General features: G+C 49.1%; 14 protein-coding genes. All 14 read right to left on the bottom strand.

All coding sequences use genetic code 11. The features are described from left to right. Positions 1-22 precede the first annotated feature (22 nt). The 14 genes from AC1RKG_RS08210 to AC1RKG_RS08145 all read right to left on the bottom strand — a co-directional run bounded on the left by AC1RKG_RS08210 (position 23) and on the right by AC1RKG_RS08145 (position 14,977). Positions 23-928, bottom strand: coding sequence for a hypothetical protein (locus AC1RKG_RS08210; RefSeq protein ID WP_493182685.1), 906 nt, complete (start codon positions 926-928; stop codon positions 23-25). Further along, positions 929-3,226, bottom strand: a complete 2,298-nt coding sequence (locus tag AC1RKG_RS08205) for a hypothetical protein (RefSeq protein ID WP_493182683.1) — start codon at positions 3,224-3,226, stop codon at positions 929-931. Next, the gene (locus AC1RKG_RS08200) at positions 3,227-5,722 is read right to left on the bottom strand and encodes a host specificity factor TipJ family phage tail protein (RefSeq protein WP_493182681.1); all 2,496 of its coding nucleotides are present in this window, start codon (positions 5,720-5,722) and stop codon (positions 3,227-3,229) included. Further along, on the bottom strand, positions 5,670-6,101 hold the full coding sequence (locus AC1RKG_RS08195; RefSeq protein ID WP_493182680.1) for an NlpC/P60 family protein: 432 nt from the start codon (positions 6,099-6,101) through the stop codon (positions 5,670-5,672). Before AC1RKG_RS08195 ends, AC1RKG_RS08200 begins: the two co-directional genes overlap by 53 nt. Further along, positions 6,094-6,564 carry a DUF1833 family protein gene (locus AC1RKG_RS08190; protein ID WP_493182678.1) on the bottom strand — a complete coding sequence of 157 codons (471 nt, stop codon included), beginning with the start codon at positions 6,562-6,564 and terminating at the stop codon, positions 6,094-6,096. The genes AC1RKG_RS08195 and AC1RKG_RS08190 overlap by 8 nt, the downstream gene beginning before the upstream one ends. Beyond that, a complete protein-coding gene (locus AC1RKG_RS08185) occupies positions 6,565-7,032 on the bottom strand; it encodes a hypothetical protein (protein WP_493182676.1) in 468 nt (155 codons plus the stop codon). Positions 7,033-7,072: 40 nt separating this feature from the next. Next, complete coding sequence (locus AC1RKG_RS08180; RefSeq protein WP_493182674.1) at positions 7,073-10,534, bottom strand: tape measure protein; 3,462 nt, start codon at positions 10,532-10,534, stop codon at positions 7,073-7,075. 60 nt (positions 10,535-10,594) lie between these two features. Continuing rightward, positions 10,595-11,290 (bottom strand): hypothetical protein, encoded by a 696-nt coding sequence (locus AC1RKG_RS08175; protein WP_493182672.1) that lies wholly within the window; start codon positions 11,288-11,290, stop codon positions 10,595-10,597. A 103-nt stretch (positions 11,291-11,393) separates the two neighbouring features. Further along, a complete protein-coding gene (locus tag AC1RKG_RS08170; protein WP_493182670.1) occupies positions 11,394-11,828 on the bottom strand; it encodes a type II toxin-antitoxin system YafO family toxin in 435 nt (144 codons plus the stop codon). Between the two features lie 14 nt (positions 11,829-11,842). Continuing rightward, on the bottom strand, positions 11,843-12,472 hold the full coding sequence (locus tag AC1RKG_RS08165; protein WP_493182669.1) for a hypothetical protein: 630 nt from the start codon (positions 12,470-12,472) through the stop codon (positions 11,843-11,845). 180 nt (positions 12,473-12,652) lie between these two features. Then, the gene (locus AC1RKG_RS08160; protein ID WP_493182667.1) at positions 12,653-13,333 is read right to left on the bottom strand and encodes a DUF6246 family protein; all 681 of its coding nucleotides are present in this window, start codon (positions 13,331-13,333) and stop codon (positions 12,653-12,655) included. Positions 13,334-13,387: 54 nt separating this feature from the next. Beyond that, positions 13,388-14,137 (bottom strand): Ig-like domain-containing protein, encoded by a 750-nt coding sequence (locus tag AC1RKG_RS08155; protein WP_493182665.1) that lies wholly within the window; start codon positions 14,135-14,137, stop codon positions 13,388-13,390. 61 nt (positions 14,138-14,198) lie between these two features. Beyond that, positions 14,199-14,582, bottom strand: coding sequence for a phage tail termination protein (locus AC1RKG_RS08150; RefSeq protein WP_493182663.1), 384 nt, complete (start codon positions 14,580-14,582; stop codon positions 14,199-14,201). Further along, positions 14,579-14,977, bottom strand: coding sequence for an HK97 gp10 family phage protein (locus tag AC1RKG_RS08145; protein ID WP_493182661.1), 399 nt, complete (start codon positions 14,975-14,977; stop codon positions 14,579-14,581). Before AC1RKG_RS08145 ends, AC1RKG_RS08150 begins: the two co-directional genes overlap by 4 nt. Positions 14,978-14,979: the final 2 nt, after the last annotated feature.

Raw genomic sequence — 14,979 nt, 5'->3', positions numbered from 1 at the left:
GGGTCCATCCCGGCATAATGGACTACATACCCAGGCGTGAAGCAAGCACAGCATCAGATTCATCAGCCGTATGCAGATATAGCGCGTCCATAAATGCTCCATAGCAAGCACCAACGCTACCGGCACCCTGCTGCCCTCCAACAAGTAAAGGAGCAGTATAACCGCTCAAGTCTGCGAGCTTACCTGTAGTGGCTACTGGTGATTGTGCTGATAATTTCCCTTTCTCATATCCCTCAATAACACCTGAGGAAACCTTAAACAATCCAGATGAAGGGATATAGTCCGCATAAAGTGTTGTGGCCGCCGCAATCGCACCGCCAGTTCCTGCTGGCCAAGCACTATCACGCGTACCGTAACGCCATGCTTCTGTTGTCGCCTGATTGTTCGTGATCATTGTGCGCATGAATGCCAATGACAGATTGTTAATGTTGTATCCCATATGGATGCCATTATTATCAGCCCGATCCAGATCACTCATGCGCCCAGCGATCAGATACGTTTTACCTTTTTGAATAATTTGGTTAGCGCGACTTTTCAGGAACCAGCCACCGCCAGAAGTGATCTGAATGATGACTGCTCGAGCGGTTGCATCGTAAGTCATAGCGCGTGGCGGAGTGCCCTGGGAACCTGCGAGCAAATCACCGGAGGCACCAAGCAGGTTATATACCACCTGAACATTCCCTGAGCCATCAACTTTAAGGCCAAAAGCTGGAACTGCGCAGACAGTTGCACGGTCATACATCCCGTTACTCAGGAGAAAATTAAAACGCGCCAGACACCCTGTTTCATCTGGAATAGTTCCTCCATCAGCAACTACGCGGGCCTTATAGGCATTGAACAGTGCCTGCGGGTCTAGTATAGATGCTGATAAATCGAGGGCTGGGCGGAAACCCGCATAGGCTTTACCTGTGTTAATTGCTGCTGTCATTTAAAATTCTCCGGTCAGTGGAAGGCGATCAAGGCATGCCCAGTTATAAAGCGGGAAAGGCTGGCCGTTTTTTGTAATCCAGCGCGATTTTCGTGGGGATGAATCCCTAAAGCATGTCAGCGGATAAATTGAACCATTTGAATGCGGTGTGGTATTGGTGAAGCCAATAAGCAGCATATCGCTATCTGCAGGGGCTTGGTCAAATTCGACACGAATTATATTGCCATCAACAACAGAAACGCTCTGTACTGTAGCCGAATTATTTTCAAGTCCAATTCCTTTATTTAGGCAATCGGCAATGAATGTTGAATCGATAACAATTGGTGCGAATGGCACATCACAGAGTAAATCAACAGTAGAACCGTTACGTGTTAATGATTTAACTTTCAGCCCAGTCCAGGTTCCCTTTCTTGCAGGGTCATAAAGATGCCAATAAATTGCCTGAGCCGTATACTCCCCCTGCAATACTTTCCCATTGGCGTTGATATGGCTCAAATCTACGCCATATAACCAATTAAGAAGGTATTTAGGGCCATACATTATTGCAGTAGATGCGTTCTGCCGTACATAATTGAGTTGATCTGTGGCTGCAACCGAATACGGCTGAACTACTACCGGCGTACCAATAGGGTTTCCAGCTTCATCGACTGGCTGGTTTTTCGTGTTAATCCTGCTGCCAAGCTGACCAATTACAGTGATAAAGTTTTCTTGTTGCCCAGATATCTCCTTAAAGTCCACCTGAAGGCCAGAAAAATAGGGGTTCATTTTCGCTAAGTAGTCACCAGGGTTTTGTGAACTACCGTTGTCGTTATCGGTTTCACCATGTTCGAACGTCAAAAACTTGAAGGTATAAGGCTTACCTACTCCATCGGCGGCATTCTTCGCTAACTGAACATATTTGACACCGTTTTGATAAGGAATTGTTCCCTTGCTGATCTGAGCAAACGAACGCCCACCAGCAGCGAACGGTGAATGAATGAAAACCTGATTACCAGGATTTTCGGAAAGCAACGCGTTATAAAGCGGCAATACGTTTCCCTGACGGTATGTCGGATATTGCAAATCGTTCAGGTTGGTTAAATCCTCTTCTACCACCGCGTCTGTACCTTCCCCCTCAGGTTTACCATTGGCACCGGCTAACGCCCTCCCACGAAATGCAGGGTCACGGTTCACAATATTGGAGCCAGCTTGGTCGTACGGTGTATTGAGCGACTGCCCTGCAGAACCTCCACCGTGAATTTCCTGCGCCTCTAGCGGCATTTCCCTTACTGATGGGACATACATAACCCCTGAGCCTGTTGTCGCCTCACCGCCTGGCATATAGCTGAGCACAAACCCTGATGTAGTTAGCTTCTGCGCAGTGAGAACCGGCCGCTCAGACCAAACTACATTTCCACGCCATGCCGCTGCTGGCACCCCGCCTACAGTTTTTATCGTTACTAACGACTCTCCGAGATTGTCTTGTAGAGGCCCTTCAATTCCTGCCACATGCAAGCCGCCATCGTCATCAATCGCAAAGAGTGCCGTTTTCATATCTGAAGTGAAAATGACAAACTGGAAGCCTACGACACGGCGCGAGAATGTGGTTGAGCAAATAGCATCCAGCCGATCCTGCAGGATGTCATCCATACCAACCATTCGAAGATCACCGTTATCATTAATGGTCAACAGTCCATCAATGCCATTTTTAGCAACGAGGACGTATTGCATATTCTGATAACGGTTCGCTATATTCTTCGGAATCAGTTGCTCAATATAATCCTGAATAGACGATTTCAATCCTGCAAGCCACAACCCGAAGTCATTATCGAGTGCCATAGCTGTTTCTGATGGCCCACCAGCACCTTCTAAAGACCACTGCCAATCAGAAGATGCGTAATTTTTCAGAGTTTTTGTTTTGTTATTTAAATGAGAAATGGCAGCAAGGTTATCTAAAGCCTGTTGATATACCATCTGTACAAATTGCTCACTTGATATTTTAACCCCGGTAGGAGTGATTATCCCACCAATGTTTTGATATTTTTCAGCAACAATATTTTCATCTGCTGACCAAATAAAAAAGAAAGCCCCCTCTTGTATTTCGCCTGAAGTTATAGCCGCTGCAGCTTGCTCTGCAGTGTATGTTTTCCCAAGCGGTGATAGATTGTTACGGATGCCAGTCAGAGTAAATCTTTCAATCCCAAATCTGTCTACGTACTTCTCAGCGCCAGAGTTAACTACCTCATCAATTTTCTCAGCGTTAAATTTTAAATCAGTAACATCATTACTTGGTATTGGTTTGCTGGTAGGTGTAGTCATTTACGCTGTAACCTCGTAATTATACATTTCATCGTTATATTCAGACATGGTTAACGAGGTAGTCCCGTCGCCATTGGGTTTCTTTTCGGTGATCGTCCACTTGGTCGCATCCATCTCCACTTGCGTGGCGATGACATAGCGGGAGGGTGACTGCACGTTGTAGCCATCAAAGATATTGAGGGTTATTGCCGGTACTGCTGCGGTGAATCCGAATATCGTGTCGCTACGTGGAAATGCCTGGACTCTCGCAGTAGGGGTTCCATTTGCATCGGTGACAATGACAAACATGTCTCCCTGCCATTCAATGCGTTCGCTTGTGTCAAAATCATTCCCATTCCTGGCAACGATATACCCATCCTGCTGATTGGCATCGTAGATGTCAGGTACCTGGACCATCTGCCCTACGTTTACCCACTCCCCATCAGACAAGGCCCTTATCGACATCGTTTGTCGGGAATAAAGCAACCGCCTAACCTCTTTCATCGCCCTATCACGCGCCTGATAAGCATCCCTGACATAAAGCATGTCGAACTTCTTCGCCTTGACTGGCTCGCCCTCTTCTATGGTTGAACCGGTGATCCGATAGCGAATGAATGCCTGTTTGTTTGTTGTTGGGTTCTTGTAAGTGACCTGCACACCGTCAAATCCACCAGGGAGTGTCATGTCGTATGAGAGGCTGTAATCCTCCGCCTTGGTGTTAGCACGGTTGAACACCGTAACCGCGTTAGGCTTGCGCTCGTCACGCGTAAACGACAACACACCGTCATCCCAGAACGCAGTGACCGTGGCCGCGTCACAAATGGTCTGCACCCTTGCCCCAAGAGATATATCTTCATCGTCAAACGTGTAATCGAAGTAGCCTAGCCGCGGATCCGGGAGGGATGCGGCTATCGAATACAACTCGTAAATGTCGATGCTGGATTCAGCCTGCCCACCCATTTTTAACCAAGTGTGCAACACTGCATCTGCAAACGAGCGTGACGGCCTTTCGGTGTAATCGACAGTCTGGGTTGCAAGGTCATAACTGATAACGTGACGGGTGATGAGCGCGTTGTATTTCCGGTCGCGTGAACTTGTTGCTCTTTCCGTCGCTGTTACAGTGACCGTAACCAGTGTGTCATTTGGGTAAGTGACGTTGTTTCGCGTTCTGACAATATGAACAGCTTCAACTTTAAGGACGGAGTGATCATTGCTGTTATTCGTTCTGACAAATTGCAATGCATAACGCCCATAGCCAGCGGCCGGAGTTATCTTAAATGTTCCGTATTTGGTGTCTGAATTCTCATCATCGTTGTTCAGACCAATGTTGAGTAGCTCAGATGTGCCGGGTAGCTGGTTATTGTCATCATCAACTTTCCACCACGTCACTGTTGTCCTGGCATAATCACCATGACCCAACTGAGCCTGAAGGTGTATCCAGAGCTGCTCCCCGGCCACTGGAGAGAAAGACGGGCCGATCACCAGAGGCTCGTTATCATTCAGCGTGAATATCGTCGTGTTGATAACCGCATCACCTGGTATCTGCCCAATGTCATTGCCGCCCAAGTTTGAAAAAGTAAACTCATAAAAATGTTGTGGATCTATCGGAGCACCATCATCGGTAGTCGTAGCATTGGTTAGGTCAGCAAACACAGTGATATCCCGCGTTACTGGGCCAGATACCGTGTTGTAGGTGACGTTAACCACGAATGACACTGAGTGCGGTTTCGGCAGATCATAGAAGTAGTCGAAGTCACTATTTTGCTTAATTTTCACCTTGGCCTGACCGGCAACGAATTCTCCTGAAACCATATCCGTGGTTGTCGTAGCCGTTTCAGCAGGGAAGTCTTCGCTCTCGTTTGGCCCTGGCAATTCCTGACCGTCGATATCATCGAACGCAAAACCTTCATTGATGACCGGTATGTTTTGGCCTGGCTGGAAGATCTGGTATGAGGCACCCGCTAGAGCACCAAGATTCGACTCTGAGTAGCGAACAGACGTCACGTCATACTTGCCCAGGCCAAAGTTCATCCACTCGGTCACCTTTTTGATGTTATTGGTGTACTCGAATAGAGACTCCTGGATCAGGTCTGGAAACGCCCTCACCTGACCGTAGTTATCAGGCTTTGCCTCACCGTTACGGGCAATGTTTGTTTGCCCTTTCAGGCTGTTATTCGGTGAAGTCTTAGAGTTGTTTGTGGCTGCGTTGGCGCTGGGCTGCTTGATGAGTGACGAAAGGATTTTTTGGGTAAACTTTATCGGGTTGAAGTGTTCAAGTGGGTTCAAGATTGTGCCGAGTGCGCCACTCTTTGGCTGGTCAAACACGCTGATGATATCGCCCTGGTTCAGCGGAAAGTTAAGTTCATCATCAGGTTTAAGCTTTACTCCGTTCCTCAGTATCTCAACATCACAATGCAGGTTGGCCGCTTTCAGCCAGGGGTAAAACATGCTGCCTGCAGCGAGGTTATGTCGCTCTTTCGGTATCCCCGGCACGCGCTGAACTTCGATCAACGGCATAGTCGTAAAACTCCACTTTGGTGAACACTTTTTCTAACGTCCGAAGCTTGTCGAAACGCACCTGTCCAGACTCGCCACGGCTATGGAATGCTTGGCCATTCACCACCAAACCAACATGCTTTGGCTCCGCGCCGTAATACGCGATAAATATGCTACTGTCGGCGGCCTTCTCTGCCTGCCGCCAGAACACAACATCACCCGCGAAACACGTCAGGAAGTCGCTACCGGCTTCGTAGTCCGGCGTTTGGTGTATCTCAATACCCAACACATGGCGGTAATACAAAACGACGAGCCCCCAACAATCAGCCGCCTCAAATGAACACGCCCGATCGCGCCACGGCTTACCCTCCATGGCGGCCACAAAGTCAGTTTTATGCATTGGCTAGCCCTGGGAAGTCAGTTGTGTTGTAGAGGAAGGCGATGTTGTTGTTCAGCGGGTTCTGCAGCGTCAGCGAACACGTGACATCACTCTCATCCATCGACACGTCTTTAACGTAGAGCGTCCATGGCTTGAGGGGCGTATTCATGTCAGCGGCATCAAATCGCTGGTACGTGGCCGATATTGGCGTTATCCGTGAAAAGGTGCGCCACAGTTTCAACTGCTGCTTAAAGTCCTGCGCCAGGCGGCCAAACTTCACTGTGGCGTTGATCACCGGCGTGTTGCTCTGCTGGCTCTCTGATACATCCATCCGGCATGGCGTGTAGACCTGCCCCGCAAACGTCTTCGGGTAAATCTGGCGATTCACCAGGCGGATATAGCCAAAGGTCGAGTGATAGAACGTCATGGTGTCGTACAGGATGCGGTTAGGCCGCTGAGACTGAAATTCGCGTAACGTTGGCATTTAAAACTCCGGCATGTCGCGGTTAACCACTTCATCAATGATCCCCCACTGGTAAGGAGGCAGCTCTACAATGACGTCTGAGAATTCATCATCCGGGTTGTAAACCTTCCGGGTGATAACGTTACCCGTCCAGGTCGTCGTGTTGCCGTTGATGCTTGTCTGTACCGGCGGGGCCACAAAATGAAGCTCCTGCATCTGCAGACCAGAACCACCAAGATTGCACAGCATGGTGAACCACTGGTTGCCGTTATCGAGATAGCGAGGGCTGCGATACCACTGCTCAAATGCTCGGTCTTCCTGCAGCGTGAAAATCCAGTTCAGTGACCAGGTGGTTTTAAGGTCATCGGTCAGCCGCTGGAAGATGGGAGCGCCTACTGCAGGTTGGTCAGTGCGAAACCCCGCATCAATCGTGCGGCTCTTGTTGGCCTTCTGAGGAAGGGATAGCCAGTCGGGATAAGGTATTGCCACGGTTTTCTCCCGGTAATAAAAAACCCGCCGGAGCGGGTCGTTAGCTTGTCGCCCTGCGAGGGGCCTGATGGTTTCGTGAGATGCCTTGGCTTATCGGCCCTCCGTTGTCCAGGTCAGCAACTATTACATCGATAGTGACGCCGTTGGCTGTGTTGGTTGCTTGAGCATCCACCGTTCCAGACGTGTAATTCTGAATATTGATGACTACTCCGCCGCCGCCACCGCCGCCCTGCATGTCCTTATTGCTGATCACCTTCCCGTTATCGCCGGGGATCATGTACTGGCTGCCGTTCGATGCCTGGTAGATTTCAGGCATGCCACCCTCACCTACCTGATACATGCTGCCAGCAGACACAGGGCCGCCATTCTTACGCTTACCGGCTATACCGCTGGATAACGCCATAGCCGCAATTACAGCACCAATACCAATCGCAGCTGCTCCACCAAATGAACCGATAGAGGCAACGATGGCTGCCGGTGTCCACGCCGTTGTAGTGGCCGCAGCCGCAGTAGTGCTCGCTGCAGTCGTCGTAGCCGTCCCTGCGACTTGCGCAGCCGTTACTGCCGCTATCCCTGACGTCTGGGCTGCTGTACCCATTATCGCAGCACGAACCTGCTGCAATCCCATTTCAACAAACGTCTGAATGACACTACTCAGAACGGTATCAGCAAGCCCCCTCATGGCATCAGAGGCTGATTGCGTCCCCGTGATGATGCCGGATAGCGCCGAACTAGCACCTTGTCCAAACGAGTCAACAGCAGCTCCGAGAGCCTCATAGCCAATACTCTGCTGAGTGAACAGCGCCCATTGAGCATTAACACGGTCAGTCTCATACTGCCGATCTGCAGCGGCACGCAAAGCTATAGCCTGATCATGCGACAACGTTCCGGCAGTCTCAAACTGCTGGATAAGTGCTAATTTCTTGGCATTCTCATTTGCCAGCGCCTGTACTGGGTCAACTGAACCTGCTGCCTCCTGCTGTGGTGTCACAGCCTGTCCGGAACGTATCTGTGCCAAAGCAACCTGATGCTGCTGTTCAAGTTGCTCAGATGTGGCGTTGTACTGTTCCTGGCTGATTTTCTTCGCAGCAAGAGCGGTATTTAAATCCTTGACGTCCTGCGTATAGCTGGCGTTCTCTCGCGCCTCCGGCAGTAGTTTCTCGGCGGCGGCCTGCGCCTTGATGGCGTTTGCCGTGTCCCACTTTTTCGCCGCATATTCGCCAGCCAGGGAGATTTGTGTTTGCGTCGCTCCCTTTCCTAGTGATTGCTGCGCTGCCAGGATCGCCTGCTCACGACCTAATTCACTAATGGATCCTGCAGCAAGGTCCGACTGCTGTTTCAGGTTTGCCAGCTTCTGGGCAATGCTTTCAGCCTGATTTGCTGCTTTTGTCCCTTCGGCCGTGCTTTCCTTGGTGGCTTTCTTTTGCTCCTGAATTGCTTTGGTAGCATCGAACTCCGCTCCAGCGCGTTGACGAGCCAGCAGGATATCCTGCTCAAGACGGTCCTTGCTTGCCCCATCAGTATTATCTTTTCCTGCCAAGTTCCGAATATCTTGTTCAACTTTAAGTTGCGCCCTTTTCCTGTCGTTAAGCTCACTTTGAAGTTCGACTTGCTGCTCTTGCTTATCAAGATAATCCTGAATGTTTTGTGGGCGCTCAATCTTGATGCTGGATGAATTAAATTTATCCTTCGCCTTCGATGCAATATCCAAGGCATTTCCGAGCTGATTAAACAGCCCAGCAGACACGCTAGCTTCGTGCCCGTCGCGTTTAAGCAGGTCAATACCTTGCACAAGAGTGCCATTGAGCTGTGCGCGTAATATCCCTGCCTTGCTTACCGTCTGACTTAGCTTCGATTGTTCGGACTCAACCTGTGCGGTTAATTGAATATGCTCGCTTTCAAGCTGATTAACCTTCGATATGGCATCTGAATAAAATAGGTTCCCTTGAGACAACCCCGATACAGCTGCCTTAGCATTTTCAAGCCTAGCTGTGAGGCCTGCCAATCTCGCTTCGCTATTCTTAACTTCGCCAGATTGAACATTTATTGATTTTGTTGCCTTATCAATTTCAGCAGCGAGCTGGACATTGCTCATAGTTCGCATCTTCGCGATCACACCATCAAGCTTGTCTGCAAAATCGATAGCTTCTTGTTTTGCTTGCTGTGTTTTCTGGTAGAAATAGAATAATGCCGCCCCAGCTATCATTGCGAACCCAGCGGGCCCGCCAATTAATGCCAGTGCATTTCTAGCTAACCCGCCAATAGTCGTGGTTGCCATCGCTGCCGCCGTGGTTGCTGTTCTCGTGGCGGCTGATTGTGCCAACTGAGCCTCAGCAAATGCAGCTGATCGCTGGATGGCAATAGACTTTGTTGCGTTGAGATTTTCTAAAGCAAATGCCTCGGCGGACGATCCTTTAGCAACGTTATATTCAGCTTGCGCCAAAGCTAGCGATGATAATGCTGCTTCTTTATCTAACAATGCCTTCCTTGCCGTTACGGTCGCAGCATTCGCTGCTGCTGCTGCTGAAGAGGACACAGCTACTGCCTGAGCCCTCGCGGCCAGCATGTCACTTACTTTTGCCTGAGTCGCCAAAGCCAACGCACCAACATACCGACCACCAAGAACCGCAGAAAAAGCAGTTACCACGCTGGCCGCAATATCAATGTTCTCACTTAACGAAATAACCGTATCATTGAATACTTTCAGGCCTGTCTGTACTGATGTTGATTCACCAACGAACTTGGTGATGTTGTTACCCGCTACCTGGAATGCTTGCCCCATAGTCATTACTGTGTTGCTGAACTCTTTGGCTATTGCATCCCCTTGACCAAGAAGTCCTTTTACAACTACATCGGTGGTTAACTTACCTTCCGCCGCCATCGATCTGAGCTGACCAATTGTAACGCCAAGTGAATCGGCCAATGCCACTGCAATGCGAGAACCATTTTCTGAAATGGAGTTAAATTCCTCACCACGAAGAACCCCAGAGGCAAGCGCCTGCGATAGCTGAATCATGGTTGAACTGGCCTCTTCCGCCGTCGCGCCTGATACCACCAGCCCTTTATTTATTGTCGTGGTAAGTTTTGCGAGGTCCTCCGTACTGGTTCCCGCACTTCGTGTAGCCCGCTCTAAACGACCATAAAGCGCCGCGGTTGCTTCAAGTCCCGATCGCGCACTCTGGGAAATATCAAATACCCGTTGTGTGACATCTGCTAACTGCTCAGAAGGCCGTACTGCGTTTACCAATTTGTTGCTTACATCAACCCAGGCATTGGCATACTGAGCAACCTGTTGGACTGACAGCGCGGCAGTTAGACTTGCAGCTACACGAGACAGGGATAGGAATGATTTTTCGGCAACACCAACTGACTTCCCAGTAGCAAGAAATCGCCCTTCCATTTCATCAAGGTTAGCGTTAATTTTTCGCTGGCCCACCAGCAAAGCCTGCGACTCAAGCTCCACCTGGTAGACAATGCTGCCTTCGTTGGTTCCACTCGCCATTTACCTATCTCCGGGCATAAAAAAACCCCGCCGCAGCGAGGTTTACAAGTATTGGATATCTTAGAAATACCCATTATCTCTGCAGGTTTCTATTGTTGCTTGCACTTCATATTGATCGCCACCAACAGCTATTACACCAGCCCCTGTAGCATTCCCTTTTTTGTCATGCATTATCATTGCCATAAATGGAGTATCACCAGCATACCCTCCATAGGAGTTTTTGGAGTTAACCAATCCGCAATAAGCCCCATCACCATTTGAGACATAGTACGAATGCTTAAACTTGGCACTATCAGGGTCTTTTAGACTCCCTTTAATTGCCTTCTCAACATATGATTTTTCTGCTTGAGTGATATTTCTTTTTTTCCAGTTTGTTGGCTTAACTTTTTTCTCTGCAACTGTGCTTGGTGCCTTATCTAAAGAGCACTCGGCCCACTGCTCAGTTGTTTTAGCAATCGTGTCAGAAACAGCAAAGCTCTTAAAGTCCTGGCTCATTACATATGCTTTGCTGGCATCTGAAACTTTCCAAGCAGTTTTAATGTCATCCTTCATCTGAGGACTTAAAAGATAAGTACCATTTGGCCTATAAACCTTCATAGCACCATTATTCACTTCAACTTTTGCGTGTTCTCTGCCAATCATCTGCCCCATCTTCCCGTTGACTACAGCCGCTTTAGAATAAATACAGCTAAATGTATCTGCAGCCAGTGCGCCAAGAGGCATGATCGCCAAAGCGAGAATTACAAGTTTCTTCACATCCCTATCCCCATAAGTAATTATTGGATAGATGGTAGCAGAGGGCGCGGCGCTGGCAACGAAAACGAGAGGGCAAGAAAGCAAAAACCCACCTCAGGGTGGGTTAGTTTTGATCTCTAAAATCAGTCGCTACTCGGCATAGGTACGACATTACTTCATGCCTCCTTGCCATTGAATGAGCATCCGGGTGCATGATTGCCAGTAGAGAGTATTTGTTCTCATATAGCTCACCTTGCACGTATACCAGACAAGCATCGTTCAGAGGATCACCCATGCGGCATTTTCTATCAGCTTGTGGACGCTTTGCTGGGAAACTGTTTGGTGGTAGGCATAAATGAATATGCATAACCCCTGCTTTCAATGCTGCGTGAGGTTGCGTATACGCAACGTCAGTTCCAAAGTAATGAGGAAGATCTCCAGTAGCTTTGTATCTAATGAAGTCTTCTAAAATCGTAGCCTCTAAACTCGGAAACTTAGTGAATACGTCATCAAAGAAAGCGCTTTTAGTTTGTTGATTTATAGAGGCATCAATATGCACGTTCTTCCCGCTTCTTAATGAAACGACATTGAACCAAGCTTTTCGGTTGTCATCGAAGCCAAGATACGTAGGTGATCAAGGTTCGTGCTTCCCTCGAAGACTTTAGGAGTTTCAACCAGACTCTTAGTATACTTGTTCAGCCTAGTCACAGCAGAGCGCGCCTTAGCAACTGCTCTCCAGTAACTGCGCATTTCTGTGATCACAAAAGTAGGCAAGTCACTTTGCTCTGCAATTTTTTTCACAGCCACTTCAAATGCGCGCAAGAACATTTCACACGCTTCTGTAGTCTCAGTGCCATTTTCGGCAACGAGAGTTCTGGCCTCATCAGATTTTGCGTTTATCAGAGCAACATAGTAAAAGTCTGCCTGCTCAGTCAGTTTAAGAACAGCTTCTTTTCCTGTTGAAAGCTCATGTGCAAACTTTTCCATACCATCTGGTGATACCGAATCGTTTTCAAACGAACTACCCAGCACAGGAGCAGGGTGCAAAATGAATTCCTGTGCCATAACCGCAGGTTGCGCAAGCGCACCGCATAGTGTAGCTAATGTCATGACATTGAATGGATTCATATTTACCTCTAGATAACTGCAAAAAAACCACCGACATGTTGCTTCATCGATGGCTGCATGCGTGGTTGCAGCCACGTCACTTACCGAGAAGTGTATTACCTTAGTCATATTGTTTCAATGTCGACAGCGCCTTTTCTTACCTTCTATTGCCTTCTATTGCCTTCTATTCGCCTTGTAGTACATCGAAAAAATCAAGCGACCCACCCTATACTCATGAAAATCCGTCATCAAAATGGATTTGACTTCGTTTTTTGGCTATCGATTTTTTTGCGTTTTCATCATCGCCTTCCAGCGCTTCTCATCTTCGTCCATAACCTGGTCATACTCTTCACGTGTGAAGCCTTTCTGCTCAGGATATTTGGCAGCAAGAAGATGCTGGAACTCAGTCATCGTGAGCTGTTCAGCTTCCACTCTCGGCATGTTGAAGTGGTTCCGAGCGGCGCTTATGTACTCAAACGCATTGAACTCGTTCACGTAACTGTTCGACTCATGACGCTGCAGCTTGCGTACCTTTGCCTTTCCGATAATGCCGTGAGTAATGAGGGCTTGCCCAAGCACGATGATGTCGCTTACCGGCATCTTTCCATGGCGAAACACAAATGCCCGCTTTCCTCTTTTGCTCGGTCTTAGCTCCCCCACCAGCGCACTGATATCTTCATCACAGCATGCCTGCATGACGATCATTCCCGCAAAGATGGCGTCGCTACTGAAAGAAGGTGCGTTAATATGGGTAAGTAACCACCCAGGGACCTCGCCATATGCCCCTATGGCAGCCTCAAGCAATCGCGGTGCGTCACTGGTATGCAGCTCAGCAAAACGCTCTACAATCGCCGCAGGCGAACCTATACGCGACATGTTGGCGAACGACGGCCTAAAGAAGTAATCGCGGTCTGTATCGGAGATAAGCATCTCGCCAATTTCGGTGAACGGTATCATTGATTAAACCTCGAATAATTATCATCAAGGGCACGTGCATGCCCTTTGTGATAGTTACGCGGTGACAGTGATCGCGCTGGTCGATGTTTTAGCGCCATCGTTAGAGGTGAAAGTGATAATCGCCGAACCAGTGGAAACACCAGTAACCAGACCTGATTGGTTAACCGTGGCCTTGCCGGTAGCAGAAGATGACCAGGTGCCGGTTTTATCACTGGCGTCAACAGGCGCAAACGTGGCAGTAAGTTGTTGCGTGGCACTGACGGCAATACTGGCGGTTGATGGAGCAACAGTTACGCCAGTAACAGGAATATCATCGCCAACTTCAAACACCACGGTATCGGCATCGGCAACTTTCCACTCACCAGAGAAAGTGGAGATATCAGTGCCGCCGAAATCACCAGACCAGGATGTGGTGTTGAAGTACCCCATGATGTAGGTACCAGAATCTTCGCCTACGAAGTCGAAACGAAGCCATAAGGTTGGCTGCCGCCCCGCCTGCACTTCATCAAAGATGTACTTAGAGATATGAATCGCACCGATCTCAGTGGTTTTGTCCTTTTTACGGAACTCACCCTCCCCAGAAATGGTGAAATCCATGTTCGTTACAAGGCTCTCAACGAGCCCTTTGGTGTCGTCCGCCTCTGACGTCACCGTGTTAGGGGAGAAGTCGAACCCTTTAGTTGTCAGCGCACCAAGGCGCTTCCAGTCGCTTAGAGCAGGCAGTGCATCAGCACAGCCGAATGCAGCACGAAGAACGGCAACTTTACCGATCAGCTTGCCGGTGTCATTTGGACAACCTTGCATGTGTTACCTCTTCAAATAAAAAAGGCCGCCCGTAGGCAGCCAGATGGATAGATATGTGCGGTTATTCGCCGTAGGTGCAGCAGACCAGCAGTCGGTAAATGATACGGCCTTCTGCCGACACAATAGGTGCAGGAAGCCCACCAAGTAACCTCATGGCCCCAACGCAACTATCAGCGCCTTCCTGGTCACTGATGAAATCAGCAATTCTGTTCGCTGCAGCATCAGCTTCAGCGTTCTTGCCCTTCGCGCCAACTACATCGACCATCACGAAAAAATCACCACCACGGTCATGTTGAACGTCAGATCCACCGCCTGAGCGGAACACAATGAAGGCATCGGATGGCTTGCCTGTGTCATTCCACATCAGAATTTGGATGGTGAAACCAACAGTAAGCCCTGCATCTTCGAAGTGGTCACGGAGGCGGCGATACATTGGAGGGGTCACAGCTTCATCTCCTTCCGGATTATGTCATCCACCTGGCGTCGAGTTTTCTCGGCCGCTTTTGTCAGGAATTTGGGTTCGCCAGACGGATCCCAATAATTACCTCGGTTGTTTGGCCGAGGCAGTCCCTTCATGATGCCACTGGCGTTGTGAACGTAGACGGCGTAGTTAGCGGAATACCCAATGCGGCCAGTAATGCGCGTACCGTTAATCATGGTTTCTTGGAACTGTGAGTTCACCAGGGTGCCGGTATCCATCGGCGTCATCAGTGCTGACTCTGCACCGATAATGAACATTGCGGATTTGATTGCCCTAACCGCTTTACGTGTCCGAACATCCTCTACCACAGCATCCAAACGCCGCTGTGCTGCCTTGATGCCCTTTATCTTTACCCCCATGG

The sequence above is a fragment of the Serratia sp. GW822-FHT06D09 genome (genome assembly GCF_058799515.1).
Note: the sequence above shows the minus strand (reverse complement) of the source record. Positions and strands in the feature narration are given on the sequence as shown.

Bases quoted from the DNA above. Each gene is read 5' to 3' on its own strand.
- AC1RKG_RS08210 (WP_493182685.1), bottom strand. From the start codon at position 928: ATGACAGCAGCAATTAACACAGGTAAAGCCTATGCGGGTTTCCGCCCA.
- AC1RKG_RS08205 (WP_493182683.1), bottom strand. From the start codon at position 3,226: ATGACTACACCTACCAGCAAACCAATACCAAGTAATGATGTTACTGAT.
- AC1RKG_RS08200 (WP_493182681.1), bottom strand. From the start codon at position 5,722: ATGCCGTTGATCGAAGTTCAGCGCGTGCCGGGGATACCGAAAGAGCGA.
- AC1RKG_RS08195 (WP_493182680.1), bottom strand. From the start codon at position 6,101: ATGCATAAAACTGACTTTGTGGCCGCCATGGAGGGTAAGCCGTGGCGC.
- AC1RKG_RS08190 (WP_493182678.1), bottom strand. From the start codon at position 6,564: ATGCCAACGTTACGCGAATTTCAGTCTCAGCGGCCTAACCGCATCCTG.
- AC1RKG_RS08180 (WP_493182674.1), bottom strand. From the start codon at position 10,534: ATGGCGAGTGGAACCAACGAAGGCAGCATTGTCTACCAGGTGGAGCTT.
- AC1RKG_RS08160 (WP_493182667.1), bottom strand. From the start codon at position 13,333: ATGATACCGTTCACCGAAATTGGCGAGATGCTTATCTCCGATACAGAC.
- AC1RKG_RS08155 (WP_493182665.1), bottom strand. From the start codon at position 14,137: ATGCAAGGTTGTCCAAATGACACCGGCAAGCTGATCGGTAAAGTTGCC.
- AC1RKG_RS08145 (WP_493182661.1), bottom strand. From the start codon at position 14,977: ATGGGGGTAAAGATAAAGGGCATCAAGGCAGCACAGCGGCGTTTGGAT.